Origin of the sequence: Chitinophaga rhizosphaerae, assembly GCF_003958645.1 — a bacterium.
Lineage (GTDB): Bacteria > Bacteroidota > Bacteroidia > Chitinophagales > Chitinophagaceae > Chitinophaga > Chitinophaga rhizosphaerae.
On the sequence record NZ_RXLO01000003.1, the window covers coordinates 113,696 to 128,422 of the forward strand.

Genomic DNA, 14,727 nt, shown 5'->3' on the forward strand with positions numbered 1-14,727 from the left:
TAGTTGAATAGTACACTGTTCATCCACCTATAATTTTATCAAATGGTATCCCTTCAAAACATTACCTATTCTTACCGGCGTGGGAAGCCGGTGCTGGACGGGCTCAATTTAACCCTGGCGCCCGGCCGCATCTACGGTCTCCTCGGCCGCAACGGTACCGGGAAAAGCACGCTGCTCTACCAGATGGCCGGTTTGTTATTCCCCCAATCCGGATCCTGCACGGTGTTCGGATTCACGCCGGCGCGCAGGGAGCCCGCTTTCCTGCAACAGGTGTACGTGGTACCGGAATCGTTCGTACTGCCAGACCTTTCATGCAACGCCTATATCCGTTTGAACGCGCCTTTTTATCCCACTTTCGATCATGCGCTGTGCGCCAGCATCCTCCAGCAGTTCGGCATCGGAGAAGCAGGCAGGTTGAACCGTCTCAGCCACGGTCAGCAGAAACAGTTCCAGATCGCCTTCGCTATTGCCACCGGCGCGAAGCTTTTGCTGCTGGACGAGCCTACCAATGGGCTGGACATCCCGTCCAAACAGCAGTTCCGCAAAGTAGTGGCGGGCAGCCTGCGCGAAGACCAGGTGATGGTGATCAGTACCCACCAGGTCCGCGATCTCGACAGCCTCATAGATGATGTGCTGATACTGGACCAGGGGCGCATCGTGCTGCAGGCGCCGGTGTCGCGGATTACGGAGCGCCTCGTGTTCCGCAAAGTGAAGGATCGCGCCGAGAGCGGGAAGCCGCTGTATGCCGAAGAAGCCCTGGGCGGTTACGCCGTCATCGCCCGCAACATGAGCGACGAAAGCTCGCGGCTCGATATGGAACTGTTGTTCAACGCGGCGCTTTCCGGTGAAACATCCATTCTCCCCATTCTTCAAGATTAATATACCAAGTATGAAATTTTCATTCAAACGAAGTGTACAGTTGCTGAAACTGCAACTTGTCACCGATCGTAAATTATATCTCTACGGCGTGCTGGGGCTCTTTGCCGCACAACTTTCGGTGTTACTGTATTATACATTTCAAAAGGAGGACGGATTATACTTCGAATTGCAGGAATCTACTGCCGGGGAGTGGTTTTTTATCTTCACTTTCCTCATGGCGGCTGCGGGCTTCCGGCAATTGAATGCACCGTCTACCCGGCTGCGGGCGCTGATGCTCCCAGTTTCAGTGGCAGAATATATGGTTGTGGAAGTCTTTATAATAGTGGCGCTGATGCCGCTCGTGTTTTTTGCGACATATTTCGTGAGTGCGGGAATAGCCCATTATGTAGATAGCCGGATATTGTACAATGGAAATCGGTTTTTCTTTTTCAACGGTGGTGACAGGTTTGATGAATCGCTCATCAAAGGCGGCCTCACGTTTATTACGATAGGGTTAGCCGCCAGTGCGATTTTTAAAAGATATTCGGTGGCGAAGGCGATTGTTGCATTTGCAATTTTATTTGTTTTCATCAACGCCGTCAACGATGTCTTCTCCAAACTGTTGCTGAAAAGTCTTCCCATGACGGAAAGTATGCAGGCGCCTCGTCATGGAATGGTGCCGGTAAAGATCGGTCCTGGAAACAACGGCCCGTTTTCGACATGGTATTTTCAAACAATGGATGAAACAGACCGGTATGTTAGTTGGTACCAGGTGCATGCGCCTGAATACATATTGTTGATCGAGAACATTGCTGGTTACCTGATGCTTGCCGGGTTGGTGTACCTCACGGTGTTGAAACTCCGCGAACGGCAACTATCGTGAAAACCTCAATTGCAAATCATGGAATTCAATAATCAACTATCCATCTATCTCCAGATCGCCGATCATGTCTGCGACCGCATACAGTTGAAGGAATGGTCGGAGGAAGGGAAGATCCCTTCTGTGCGGGAGCTGGCGGTAAGCCTGGAGGTCAATCCCAATACGGTGATGCGTTCGTACGAACACCTGCAGCAACTTGGGATCATTTATACAAGGCGCGGCCTGGGGTATTTCGTGTCTCCCGGCGCAGCGGCCAAAATAACGGAGCTGCGGAAAGAACAGTTTCTCGAAGAGGAATTGCCGCAATTCTTCCGTAAGATCTATCTGCTCGGCATCGGGCTCGATGAGCTGAAAGACAGGTACGAGCAATTCAAAAATCGCCCCTTGAAGGCGCAATAACAACTGTATATGAAAAGAAGCAATCTTATCATACTCATCCTTATCCTCCTTATCCCCACCGGGCTGCTGATGCATAACCTCGCGCTGCGTGCGGAATTCAAAAACGTGAAGGCGCAACCGGAGAGCACCTATGAAGGCGAACAGCGGTACCGCAGGAAGCTTCCCGTCTATAACCATATCGTACTGGAAGGTGGCGTACGGCTGAAAGGCGGCAGACGGAAAAAGGTGAGTATTTACAATGTAGAAGCCCAGGTATGGGTTGGGAACGTAACGGAACCTGAACTGGAATTCCGGGCGGATATGAAGCCTTTTTTGAAAACGGAAGTCCGGAACGATACCCTGTTCTGTTCATTCGAAGCGGATAATTTCCGCGATTGGCGAAGCGTGGTAAGGTCTTACCGGGAATTGAGCATTAAGGTTCCGAAAATCGCCAGTATTCAGGCAGACAGCCTCCATCTCAATATCTTCCAATTGGCGCAACACGGCCCGGTAAACCTGCAATTTTTACAATTGGGGGTAGCGAATATTTCGTATGTAGATGTACCCCGGTTGAACCTGAAAAGCAATGCCATGTATATGCATATCAGTGGCGGCAAAATGGATACTTTGCAATACGAGTTGGGCGACCAGGCAAGCCTGGCTGTCAGTAAAGGCGTAGTGATCGGGAAAAAGGAAATGGTGAAGGTGGGAAAACATTCGTCGTTCAACATATCAGGCATCATTGCCGATTCGGCGATGGTGAAAGGGAAGTAATGCCCGCTTAATATGAAAACGCCCGGGCAAGTTGTCCAGGCGTTTTCATATGTACGTTATTGATATCAGAATTGCGTAGCCAGGTAAGCCATCGTTCCCGCGCCGATTTCCAGCGCACGTTCATCGATGTCGAACTTCGGCGTGTGAACGCCGGAGGTGATGCCTTTGGCTTTGTTGCCGGTGCCGAGGCGAAAGAAGCACGCGGGGATCACCTGCGAGTAAAACGCGAAATCTTCGGCGCCCATCCGCAGTTCGGTGTCCACGACGTTATCCGTGCCCAGGTAATCTTCGGCGAGTTTGCGCGCATTGGCGGTCACGGCTTCGTTATTGTACAGGGTGGGGTAGCCCACGAGGATGTCGATATCGATGTCCGCGCCCATGGCGTGTACCAGTTCGGTCGCCTGTTTGCGGATGAGCTCATGCGCCTTGAATCGCCAGGTTTCGTCCATCGCCCGGAAAGTGCCCATGAGCTTCACTTCGCTGGGGATCACGTTGGTGGTGTGCCCGCCGTTGAAGGCGCAGATAGACAATACGGAAGGGGAGAAAGGATCGTTGTTGCGGCTGATGATCTGCTGGAGGCTGACCACCAGGTTGGATGCGATGAGGATGGTATCTGCCGTGAGGTGGGGCGCTGCGGCGTGGCCGCCTTTGCTTTTCACGGTGATGTAGATCTCGTCGGCACTCGCCATATATTTTCCTTCCCGGAAGCCCAGGAGCCCCGTTTCCATCGCGGGGAGCACATGGAGGCCGAGGATGGCTTCGGGTTTCGGGTTTTCCAGCGCGCCCTCCTGGATCATGAGGCTGGCGCCGCCTGGATGCTTTTCTTCGCCGGGCTGGAAAAGGATTTTCACGGTGCCTTCGAACTCGCCCCGCAGTTGTTGCAGGATGCGCGCGGCGCCGAGGGCCACGGTAGTATGCACGTCGTGGCCGCAGGCATGCATGATGCCGGGGTTTTGCGATTTATAGGGGACGTCGTTCGCTTCTTCGATCGGCAGCGCGTCGATATCGCCGCGAAGGGCGATGACTTTTTTGCCGGGGTTTTTCCCTTCGATGAGGGCCACTACGCCTGTTCCGGCAACGCCGGCGCGATAGGTGACGCCCCAGCTTTCGAGCTGTTGCTGAATGAATTTCGACGTTTCGAATTCCTGGAAGGATAGTTCGGGATGTGAATGCAAATGTCTTCTGCAAGCTACCAGGTCAGCGGCGTATTCGCTGGCCAGGGCTTTGATCCGCTCTTTCATTAATCTTCTTTTTCCGGTGATACGTTGATGATGGTAGGCACTACGAACGCGCCGTTGGGGAAGAATTCGGCCAGTTCCTTGCGCAGTTCGGTCGCCTCCTCGCGGGATTTGAAGTCGCCTACGCGCACCTTGAAATAGGGGGCTTCGAAGTCGATGTAGGTGCGGTAATCGGGATAGCGTTGCATCACGCGGGTTTTGGCCTCGTTGGCTTCGTTGCGCTTGTTGGTGGTGAGCACCTGAACGCGGAAGCCGGGCTGGTTGCGGATAGCCAGGTTGTTGATATACACCTGTTTACGGATGAGGATGTCTATCCGGCTGTCTTTGGTCACTTTAACATTGCCTTCCTGCTGCACCGATTCCTGCGCGTGCAGGCCGGTAGCGGCGGATAAAAGCAACAGCAACAGGCAGCCTGTTCTTAACATCATATGTGTGGTTCGTTTGATGGCAAAATGGTTTTTCGGTCCCTATTGCAGGGCGGCCGCTTCTTTCATGATCGCCACGCCGGAGCTGGTCCCGATCCGGGTAGCGCCTGCGGCGATCAGTTCCTTCGCGAAAGCAAAGGTACGAATCCCTCCCGAAGCCTTGATCTGAATATTGGCGGGAAGGTTTTTCCGCATCAGGGCCACCGCTTCCACGGAAGCGCCCTTTTCGGCGTAGCCGGTACTGGTTTTCACGAAATCGACCCCGTATTTCCCGTACAGCTCGCAGCATCGCACGATCTCTTCCTCCAATAATATGCCACTTTCGATGATCACCTTGATCTTGCGCTGTTTGTTGCGGATGATGGGCATGATCGTCGCGATTTCCTTTTCGAGGAATGCCCAGTCGCCCCCGCGTACCGCGATGAGGTTGGCGACCATGTCCAGCTCGTCTGCCCCGTCGATGATGGCCAGCACGGATTCGGCTACTTTGGCCTCTATGGCTGAATAGCCGAAGGGGAAACCGATGACGGTGGCTACGGCGGTGGTGGTGCCGCTGAGGAATGTTTTGGCCGTGCTCACGAAAGGAGGCGGCACGCACACGGCGGCGAAGTCGTATTCCACGGCCTCCATGCTGAGGTGTTTTACATCGTCGAGGGAGGTAACGGGTTTGAGAATGGTATGGTCGATGTACCGGTTAATGTTCATTTTCTGAAGGGTGTTTTCCAAAAATAAAAAAACGGAGTTACGCAGGATGGTCCCGGGTAACTCCGTTGGTTATTTTACGCAGCGGGCGTTTATTGTTCTTTCCCGTGACAGTTTTTGAATTTTTTGCCGCTACCGCAGGGGCAGGGATCATTTCTGCCGACTTTCGGGCCTACGCGAACGGGTTCCTGTTTGGGCTCGTCCATGGCAGGCGCGTAATCTTCGCGGCGGGCGGAGGCGGAGCCTTGCTGTTGCTGCGGGGCGCTGTGGCCGTTGGAAGCGTCTGGGTCCTGGTGCGAAGCGCGCATGTGGCTCATGTCGGTTTTTTCTTCATGGCCTTCGGTGATCTGCGCTTCTTCTTCGGCCTGCTGACCGGGGATGCCGGCTTTGCAGAGGAAGGAGACGATCTCTTTGGAGTTCTCGGCGCTCATCTGTTTGAAGAGCTCGAACGCTTCGAATTTATAGATCAGCAGCGGGTCTTTCTGTTCGTACACGGCGCTTTGAACGGACTGTTTCAGGTCGTCCATGGCGCGGAGGTGTTCTTTCCAGGCGTCGTCGATCAGGTTGAGGGTGATGGAACGCTCGAGGGCGGCGATGGTCTCCTTGCCCTGGGTTTCCACTACCTTGCGGAGGGGCGCCAGCACGTGGAGGCCGCGGCGGCCGTCGGTGAACGGGATAGAGATGTTCTCGATATGCTGGCCCTGCTCTTCGAAGATCTTTTTGATGACGGGGTAAGTGCCGGTCACCACTTCGTTGGTACGGCGATGGTAATTGGCAACCGCTTCACCATAGAGTTTTTCAGCGATTTCCTGCACGTTCCCTTTCTGGAATTCGTCTTCGGAAATCACGGTGTCTATCGCGAAGTTCTTGATCACTTCCAGTTTGAACGCTTCGAAATCGCCGGTGGCGCGATGCGTGTTTACCAGGTTATCCGCTACTTCGTAGAAGGAATTGTCGATATCGATGGAGAGGCGCTCGCCGAACAGGGCGTGGTTGCGTTTGGAATAAATTACCGTACGCTGCTTGTTCATCACGTCGTCGTACTCGAGGAGGCGCTTACGGATGCCGAAGTTGTTCTCTTCCACTTTCTTCTGCGCGCGTTCGATGGAGCGGGTGATCATGCTGTGCTGGATCACTTCGCCTTCCTTGTAACCCATCCGGTCCATGAGCGCGGCGATACGGTCGGAGCCGAACATGCGCATGAGGTCATCTTCCAGCGAAACGAAGAACTGGGAAGTACCGGGGTCTCCCTGGCGACCGGCACGGCCGCGCAACTGGCGGTCTACACGGCGGCTTTCGTGGCGTTCGGTGCCGATGATGGCGAGGCCGCCTGCATCTTTTACGCCGGGCCCCAGCTTGATGTCCGTACCACGGCCGGCCATGTTGGTGGCGATGGTCACGGCGCCGGGCATACCTGCTTCGGCCACGATCTGGGCTTCACGGGCGTGCTGTTTGGCGTTCAGTACGTTGTGGGGGATCTTCTCGAAGGTCAGCATTTTACCGAGGAGCTCGGATACTTCTACCGAGGTGGTACCTACCAGTACGGGGCGGCCTGCTTCCTTCAGTTTCTTGATCTCTTCGATCACGGCGCGGTATTTATCGCGCTTGGTTTTATATACGAGGTCTTCCGCGTCTTTACGGGTGATCGGCAGGTTGGTGGGGATGGTTACCACGTCCAGCTTGTAGATTTCCCAGAATTCACCGGCTTCGGTGGTGGCCGTACCGGTCATACCACCGAGTTTGTGGTACATACGGAAGTAGTTCTGCAGGGTAATGGTGGCGAACGTTTGGGTGGCGGCTTCCACTTTCACGTTTTCCTTGGCTTCGATCGCCTGGTGGAGACCGTCGGAGTAACGGCGGCCATCGAGGATACGGCCGGTCTGCTCGTCCACGATCTTCACTTTCCCGTCCATCACTACGTATTCCACGTCTTTTTCGAAGAGGGTGTACGCTTTGAGGAGCTGCTGAACGGAGTGGATGCGTTCCGATTTTACGGCGAAGTCTTGCAGGAGCTGGTCTTTCCTGGCCATTTTTTCTTCGGCGGTCAGGTCCATTTTTTCCAGTTCCGCGATTTCGGAGCCTACGTCGGGCATAACGAAGAACGCGGGGTCTTCGCCGGCGCCGGTGATGAGGGCGATACCTTTATCGGTGAGGTCTACGCTGTTGTTCTTTTCATCGATATGGAACAGGAGGCCTTCGTCTACCTTGGGCATTTCGCGCTGCTGGTCGGCGATGTAGTAGTTCTCCGCTTTCTGCTGGAGCACTTTCATGCCGGGTTCGCTAAGGTATTTGATGAGGGCGCTGTTCTTCGGAAGGCCGCGATGGGCGCGCATGAGCGCGAGGCCGCCCGTTTTCGGGTCGTCTTTCCCTTCGGCGATGAGTTTCTTGGCTTCGAGGAGGCTGGAGGTCACGATCTTACGCTGCTCTTCCACCAGCCGCTGGATGCGGGGCTTCAGGGCGTGGAACTCCTGCTCGTCGCCACGCGGGATGGGGCCGGAGATGATGAGCGGTGTACGCGCATCGTCGATCAATACGCTGTCCACCTCATCCACCATGGCGAAGTGATGCTTGCGTTGCACCATTTCTTCGGGGCTGTGCACCATGTTATCGCGCAGGTAATCGAAGCCGAATTCGTTGTTGGTGCCATAGGTAATATCCGCCTGGTAAGCGTTGCGGCGCTCGAAGGAGTTGGGCTGGTGCTTGTCGATACAATCCACGGTGATGCCGAGGAATTCGAACAGGGGGCCGTTCCATTCGGAGTCGCGGCGGGCGAGGTAATCGTTCACGGTCACCACATGCACGCCTTCGCCGGTGAGGGCGTTGAGGTAAGCGGGGAGCGTGGATACGAGGGTTTTACCTTCCCCCGTCGCCATTTCGGAAATTTTACCCTGGTGGAGCACGATGCCGCCGATCAGTTGCACATCGTAATGCACCATGTTCCAGGTAACTTCCGTACCGCCCGCGATCCAGGAATTCTTCCAGGTCACTTTGTCACCATCGATGGTCACATAGTCGCGCAGCACGGCGAGGTTACGGTCCATTTCGGTGGCGGTGGCGGTGATGGTGGTATTTTCTTTCAGTCTGCGGGCAGATTCCTTCACTACGGCAAATGCTTCGGGAAGGATCTGGCTCAGTACTTCTTCTATTTTCTTGTTACGATCTTTCTGGAGCTTGTCGATCTCGCGGTAGATGAGATCTTTGGTGTTCACGTCCTCTTCGGACTCTGCGGAAGTTTTCTTTTCTGCGATCTCCCGGTCTATTTCGGCCAGGTGGTCCTTGATGCGGGAACGGAAAACCTGCGTTTTGCCACGCAGTTCGTCGATAGGCAGGGATGACAGTTTTTCATACTCCTCGTTGATCTGCTTCACCATGGGAAGGATCAGCCTGATATCTCGCTCAGACTTGTTTCCTCCGAAAAGCTTTGTTAAAAAACCTAGCATGTTAAAATTTTCGATGTCTAAAAGAATAAAGGAACCTGGTTGCGGGGGAAATATAGTCAAATATTAAGCCCGGATGCCAGGTTGTGACAAGGTGGCAGGAGCGGGCCTGCGGACCAAGGCTGGTAAAATTAGGAATTTTTGGGGGATGACCGTATCAAATCCCGGAAAAATTAAGCCTGCCGCGGTATTTCTGCCGTCTGGAAAGGGAAAATGCGGGATTTCTGCGGACGGGAGCCGCCCCCGTCCCCGGACCCCCTTTTTTCAGCCCGGTTCTCCATCCCGACTTCCTTAAAAAAAATAATTAGTGTTGGATAGACACTATCCCACAAAAAATGAGCACATTCGTGTTCGGTATTTTCCGCTTTTCCATCACAAAAAGTAAAAAATGTGGAAATACTTTTTATAAATTTAAAGGTTTTAATCACCGTATTAGATTTTTTACAAACAACACGTCTATGAAGCAGATACAGCCTAAGAGTCTTTTCGTTGCCAGCTGCCTGGCCCTGCTTGTCACTTCCTTATCCTTCGGGATTCGCGCCGGCATCCTCGGACAGCTGGGCGTGCAATTCCATCTGAACGCCCAGGAATTATCCATCATCGCCGGTACTGCTTTTTGGGGTTTCCCGCTCGCCGTTGTGCTGGGCGGTTTCATCGTAGATGCCATCGGCATGAAACGCTTGCTCATCGCGGCATTCGTGCTGCATTTGCTCGGCATCGTACTCACCATCGCCACACCTTATTTCAGCTCCGGGTTCTGGCCGCTGTTCATCTCCACCCTGTTCATCGGCATGGCGAACGGTACGGTGGAAGCTGCCTGTAACCCCCTCGTAGCCACCATCTTCCCCGATAATAAAACCACCAAGCTGAACCACTTTCACCTCTGGTTCCCCGGCGGTATCGTAGTAGGCGCACTCGTGGTATTCCTGTTCAAGGAACTGGGATATGCCGGCCTCTGGCAATTGCAGGTAGGCCTCATGATCATCCCAACGCTGCTGTACGGCTACCTCTTCTCCAAACTGGACTTCCCCGTTACGGAGCGCGTGGCTGCTGGGGTTTCCAACGCACAGATGTACCGTTCGGTAACCAGCCCGCTGTTCTTCTTCATGTTCATCTGCATGTTCGGCACGGCTATCACGGAACTGTTCACCAACCAATGGATCGAAATACTCCTGAAAAATGTAACGGAAAACGGCATCCTCATCCTGGCGCTCACCGCCGGCGTGCAGGTGCTTGGCCGTGCGGTGGCAGGGCCTATCGTTCACCGGCTGTCGCCCACCGGCGTGCTGTTCATTTCAGCGATTTTGTCGGCCCTCGGGCTTTACCTCATGGGTAGCCAGTCTGGCAGCATGCTCTTCGTGGCCGCTGTCATTTTCGGTCTTGGCATCACTTACTTCTGGCCCACCATGCTCGGGTTCGTTTCCGAAAACATCCCGGAATCCGGCGCGCTCGGCATGAACCTCATGGGTGGCGCTGGGATGTTCGCCGTATCTATTTATATGATGTTCATGGGTGGTTTCTACGACAGCATCATCGGGAAGAACCTCCCCTCCGGCGGCACGCTCGATACCTTCCGCTCCGCCGCCCCCGGCACCGCCGAAGCAGCGGCCTACGCACAGGCACAGGCGGTTGCAGGTCCGGAAATCATCAACGTGACCCTCGTAATACCCATTATACTCATCGTTGCCTTTGGCGGCCTTTATTTTTATATGAGAGGCAGAAGCAAACAACAATTACAAACTGCATAAAAGTATCTGAAACTATATAGTATGAACAGGAAACTCAGAATGGGAATGATCGGAGGCGGGAAAGACGCCTTCATCGGGGCCATCCACCGCATCGCGGCGAATATGGACGGGCTCATCGAACTGAAAGCTGGTGCCTTGAGCATCAACCCCGAAGTGGCCGAAGACTCCGGGCGCTCGCTCTTCCTGGATAGCGACCGCATCTATACGGACTTCAAAACCATGCTCGACAAGGAAGCCGCCATGCCGGCTGAAAAGCGGCTGGACTTCATCACCATCGTGACCCCCAACTTCGCACACTTCGAGCCCGCCATGATGGCCCTCGATAAAGGGTTCCACGTCGTGATCGAAAAGCCCATCACCTTCACCCTCGACGAAGCCAAACAACTCAAAGCCAAAGTGGAGCAGACCGGCCTCAGCCTCCTGCTCACCCACACTTATACCGGCTACCCCATGGTGAAACAGGCCCGCCAGATGGTGGCCAACGGCACCCTCGGCAAAATCCGCAAAGTATGGGTGGAATATCCGCAGGGCTGGCTGTCCAAACTCAGCGAACGCGAAGGTAACGCTCAGGCTGCCTGGCGTACGGACCCCAAACGCTCCGGTAAAGCCGGCGCCATGGGCGATATCGGCACCCACGCTTTCAACCTCGCCGAATACATCACGGGAGACACCGTGGAAAAACTCTGTGCAGACAACCACATCATGGTGCCCGGCCGTCTCCTCGACGATGATGGCGCCGTGCTCATGCGCTTCACCAACGGCGCCGCAGGCGTACTGATGGCCTCGCAGGTAGCCGCCGGGGAAGAAAACGCCCTCAAAATCCGCGTATACGGAGAGAAAGGCGGTATGGAATGGGCGCAGCACGAGCCGAACACGCTCATCGTGCGCTGGCTCGACAAACCCGCCGAGATCCTCCGCGCAGGTGCCGGCAACCCGCACCTCAGCTCCTTCGCCACCCACAACTGCCGCACGCCGGGCGGTCACCCCGAAGGGTACCTCGAAGCGTTCGGCAACCTGTACCGCAACTTCGCGCTGTCGCTCCAGGCCCGTATAGACGGTACGGAAGCATCGAAAGAAGTACTCGACTTCCCTTCCGTGAACGAAGGTGTACGGGGCATGGCTTTTATCGATAATGTGGTGAAAAGCTCCGCCAGTACCGAAAAATGGACGACCTTCGAAATTTAGGCCGACTTTTCGAAGAGATTGCGGAAATTGAATTTTATTAAATCTGATAAGGAAAAGCATATGAAGACGATCAAAGGGCCCGGCATTTTCCTGGCGCAGTTCCTGGACGACAAAGCGCCTTTCAATACCCTCGAAGGCATCACCCAATGGGCTGCCTCCCTGGGTTTCAAAGGTGTGCAGATCCCCACATGGGACGCCCGGATGATAGACCTGAAGAAAGCCGCCGAGAGCCAGACTTATGCAGACGAGATCAAAGGCATCGTACAAAGCGCCGGGATGGAGATCACCGAGCTGTCGACCCACTTGCAGGGCCAGCTGGTGGCCGTTCACCCCGCCTATAACGAACTGTTCGACGGGTTCGCTCCCCCGGAACTGCGCGGTAGCGCCAACGTGAAAGCCCGTACGGAATGGGCCGTCCAGCAACTGAAATACGCCGCCAAAGCGAGCCGAAACCTGGGCCTGAACGCCCACGCCACTTTCAGCGGCGCGTTGCTCTGGCAAACGGTATACCCCTGGCCCCAGCGCCCTGCAGGGCTCGTGGAAACAGGGTTCAGGGAACTGGCCAACCGTTGGCTGCCGATCCTCAATGAAATGGACGCGAATGGAGTAGACCTCTGCTATGAGGTCCACCCCGGCGAAGACCTGCACGACGGTATCAGCTACGAGCGGTTCCTCGCTGCCACCGGCAACCACAACCGCGCCTGCCTTTTGTATGATCCCAGCCACTTCGTGCTCCAGGCCATGGATTACCTCGAATACATCGATATCTACCACGAGAAAATAAAGATGTTCCATGTGAAAGACGCGGAATTCAATCCCACCGGCCGCTCCGGCGTGTACGGCGGGTACCAGTCGTGGATCGACCGGCCGGGGCGTTTCCGCTCCCTGGGCGATGGACAGGTGGATTTCAAGGCAGTGTTCAGCAAGCTGACCCAGTACGATTTCTCCGGCTGGGCCGTGATGGAATGGGAATGCTGCATGAAGCACCCGGAAGACGGGGCCCGCGAAGGCGCGCCGTTCATTAAAGAACATATTATCCGCGTTACCGAAAAGGCGTTCGACGATTTTGCCGGAACGGGTGCGGATGAAAACCTGAACAGACGTATATTAGGGCTGTAATGGCTTTACAATAACGATTTCCTAAAGACTTTAAAACTCAGTAAACGATGAAGAAATTATTCTTGATGCCGGTGGTAATTGGTTCCGTAGTATTCATGGCAGCATGCGGCGGCGGCGGAGAAGAAAAGAAAGCCGAAGAGAAGGCATCTCAAGAAGCCACGGCTCCCGCGGCAGACAATTCCATGGTAGCCGACGTAACGGGCAAAGGAAAAGAATTGATGGCAGCGCAGGATTGCGCCACCTGCCACAAGGAAACCGAAAAAGTGATCGGGCCCGCTTTCAAGGAAATTGCAGCGAAATATCCCAACACCCCGGAAAACATCGCCACGCTGGCCGACAAGATCATCAGCGGCGGTTCCGGTAACTGGGGCGAAATTCCCATGGCTCCGCACGCCGGCATTTCCAAACCCGACGCGGAAGAAATGGTGAAGTACATCCTGACTGTTAAATAAGAAACAACCCTATAAACAGTTCAATAATGACGAAACGTATATTATCCACCGTTATACTGATCGGCGCCTTGTCTGCCGGTACTACCGCTTTGGCGCAGGAAGCCACGCTTTCAAAAAAAGAACAGAAAGCCGGCTGGAAGCTGCTGTTCGACGGTAAAACCACCAACGGCTGGCGCGGATACAAAACCCAGGAAGCCCCCGCTGCCTGGAAAGTGGAAAACGGTGCCCTCTTCCTCGACACCGATGCCAAAAAAGCCGGTGCCAAAGGCGGCGATATCATGACCGCCGAGCCATACGAAAACTATGAGCTCGAACTGGAATGGAAAATCTCCGAAGGCGGCAACTCCGGCATCATCTTCAGCGTTCATGAAGACCCGAAATTCGGCGCCACCTACCAAACCGGCCCCGAAATGCAGGTGCTCGACGACGACAAGCATTCCGACGGTAAAATCCACAAACATAACTCCGGCGATCTCTACGACCTCATCGCTTCTCCCGCCCGCTACGCCAAACCCGTAGGGGAGTGGAACACCGCGAAGATCATCAAGAAAGACGGCAAGCTCACCCTCGTCTTCAACGGCCACAAAACCGCAGAAGTGACCATGGGCTCCGAAGCGTGGGACAAACTCGTTGCCGGATCGAAATTCAAAGCCTGGGACGGCTTCGGCAAATTCCAGAAAGGACACATCGCCCTGCAAGACCATGGCGATAAAGTTTGGTACAGAAACATCAAGATCCGCCAACTGTAAGCCTTAACATATGATGCGCTACAAATATCTCCTCCTCCTCTGCGCCGTGGTTGCCATCTCCACCGGCCTGGTGGCTTTCAAAAAAGCAAAGCCCCGCCTGCTCGTTTTCTCGAAAACGGCAGGGTTCCGACACGATTGCATCCCCGTGGCCAAAGTGGCCATGCTGAAGCTGGGAGCGGAAAACGGTTATGAAGTGGATACCACCGAAGACGCATCCCTGTTCACCGCTAAAAACCTCGCCCGGTATAAAGCCGTCGTGTTCCTTAACACCACCGGCGATGTCCTCAACGATGATCAGCAGTCCGCCCTGGAAGGCTACATCCGGAAAGGCGGCGGGTACGCAGGCGTGCATGCGGCCACCGATACGGAGTACGACTGGCCCTGGTACAACCAGCTGGTTGGCGCGTACTTCCTCAGCCACCCGCACCAGCAAACGGCTACGCTTAACGTAGTGGACAGGAACCACCCGGCAACGGCCCATCTGGACCCGACCTGGGTGCGCAAAGACGAATGGTACAACTTCAAAAGCATCGTGCCCGGACTGAACGTCCTCATCAAAATCGATGAAAGCTCCTACGAAGGCGGCAAGAACGACGGCAACCATCCCATGAGCTGGTACCGCGAGTTCGACGGCGGCCGCACCTTCTACACCGAGCTGGGCCATACCAAAGAGTCGTACAGCGAGCCCGCTTTCCTCAAACACATCCTCGGCGGAATCAACTACGCCGCAGGAAAGAAGAAGTAGGCAACCATGCATAACTTACCGGTAGAGACGCTTCCAT

General features: G+C 54.8%; 14 protein-coding genes. 10 read left to right on the forward strand and 4 right to left on the reverse strand.

The annotated features are described in order from the left end of the window. The first annotated feature begins 42 nt into the window (after positions 1 to 42). The 4 genes from EJ361_RS07635 to EJ361_RS07650 are packed head-to-tail and all read left to right on the forward strand — an operon-like array spanning position 43 to position 2,890. On the forward strand, positions 43 to 879 hold the full coding sequence (locus tag EJ361_RS07635) for an ABC transporter ATP-binding protein (RefSeq protein WP_126244899.1): 837 nt from the start codon (positions 43 to 45) through the stop codon (positions 877 to 879). Positions 880 to 889: 10 nt separating this feature from the next. Further along, complete coding sequence (locus EJ361_RS07640; protein ID WP_126244900.1) at positions 890 to 1,741, forward strand: hypothetical protein; 852 nt, start codon at positions 890 to 892, stop codon at positions 1,739 to 1,741. Between the two features lie 18 nt (positions 1,742 to 1,759). Continuing rightward, positions 1,760 to 2,137: a GntR family transcriptional regulator gene (locus tag EJ361_RS07645; RefSeq protein WP_126244901.1), complete on the forward strand. Its 378-nt coding sequence runs from the start codon at positions 1,760 to 1,762 to the stop codon at positions 2,135 to 2,137. A 9-nt stretch (positions 2,138 to 2,146) separates the two neighbouring features. Beyond that, entirely contained in the window at positions 2,147 to 2,890 is a 744-nt protein-coding gene (locus EJ361_RS07650; RefSeq protein WP_126244902.1) for a hypothetical protein, read from the forward strand. Positions 2,891 to 2,955: 65 nt separating this feature from the next. On the opposite strand, the gene EJ361_RS07655 is transcribed toward EJ361_RS07650, so the two are convergent. The 4 genes from EJ361_RS07655 to secA all read right to left on the reverse strand — a co-directional run bounded on the left by EJ361_RS07655 (position 2,956) and on the right by secA (position 8,695). Continuing rightward, positions 2,956 to 4,131: a M20 metallopeptidase family protein gene (locus EJ361_RS07655; protein WP_126244903.1), complete on the reverse strand. Its 1,176-nt coding sequence runs from the start codon at positions 4,129 to 4,131 to the stop codon at positions 2,956 to 2,958. After that, positions 4,131 to 4,556, reverse strand: a complete 426-nt coding sequence (locus EJ361_RS07660) for an SPOR domain-containing protein (protein ID WP_126244904.1) — start codon at positions 4,554 to 4,556, stop codon at positions 4,131 to 4,133. The genes EJ361_RS07655 and EJ361_RS07660 overlap by 1 nt, the downstream gene beginning before the upstream one ends. A gap of 39 nt (positions 4,557 to 4,595) precedes the next feature. Then, on the reverse strand, positions 4,596 to 5,258 hold the full coding sequence (gene deoC, locus EJ361_RS07665; protein ID WP_126244905.1) for a deoxyribose-phosphate aldolase: 663 nt from the start codon (positions 5,256 to 5,258) through the stop codon (positions 4,596 to 4,598). Between the two features lie 89 nt (positions 5,259 to 5,347). Then, a complete protein-coding gene (gene secA / locus EJ361_RS07670; RefSeq protein WP_126244906.1) occupies positions 5,348 to 8,695 on the reverse strand; it encodes a preprotein translocase subunit SecA in 3,348 nt (1,115 codons plus the stop codon). Positions 8,696 to 9,150: 455 nt separating this feature from the next. Here secA and EJ361_RS07675 point away from each other — a divergent pair, with 455 nt between their 5' ends. Genes EJ361_RS07675 through EJ361_RS07700 form a run of 6 tightly spaced genes read left to right on the forward strand, consistent with a single transcriptional unit; the run spans position 9,151 to position 14,690 of the window. After that, the gene (locus EJ361_RS07675) at positions 9,151 to 10,440 is read left to right on the forward strand and encodes an MFS transporter (protein ID WP_126244907.1); all 1,290 of its coding nucleotides are present in this window, start codon (positions 9,151 to 9,153) and stop codon (positions 10,438 to 10,440) included. 21 nt (positions 10,441 to 10,461) lie between these two features. Next, complete coding sequence (locus tag EJ361_RS07680; RefSeq protein WP_126244908.1) at positions 10,462 to 11,625, forward strand: Gfo/Idh/MocA family protein; 1,164 nt, start codon at positions 10,462 to 10,464, stop codon at positions 11,623 to 11,625. 60 nt (positions 11,626 to 11,685) lie between these two features. Then, positions 11,686 to 12,744, forward strand: a complete 1,059-nt coding sequence (locus EJ361_RS07685) for a sugar phosphate isomerase/epimerase family protein (protein WP_126244909.1) — start codon at positions 11,686 to 11,688, stop codon at positions 12,742 to 12,744. Between the two features lie 47 nt (positions 12,745 to 12,791). Continuing rightward, positions 12,792 to 13,196 (forward strand): c-type cytochrome, encoded by a 405-nt coding sequence (locus tag EJ361_RS07690; protein WP_126244910.1) that lies wholly within the window; start codon positions 12,792 to 12,794, stop codon positions 13,194 to 13,196. 26 nt (positions 13,197 to 13,222) lie between these two features. Next, positions 13,223 to 13,945: a 3-keto-disaccharide hydrolase gene (locus EJ361_RS07695; protein WP_126244911.1), complete on the forward strand. Its 723-nt coding sequence runs from the start codon at positions 13,223 to 13,225 to the stop codon at positions 13,943 to 13,945. Between the two features lie 10 nt (positions 13,946 to 13,955). Further along, positions 13,956 to 14,690 carry a ThuA domain-containing protein gene (locus EJ361_RS07700; protein WP_126244912.1) on the forward strand — a complete coding sequence of 245 codons (735 nt, stop codon included), beginning with the start codon at positions 13,956 to 13,958 and terminating at the stop codon, positions 14,688 to 14,690. The last annotated feature ends 37 nt before the right edge of the window (positions 14,691 to 14,727 follow it).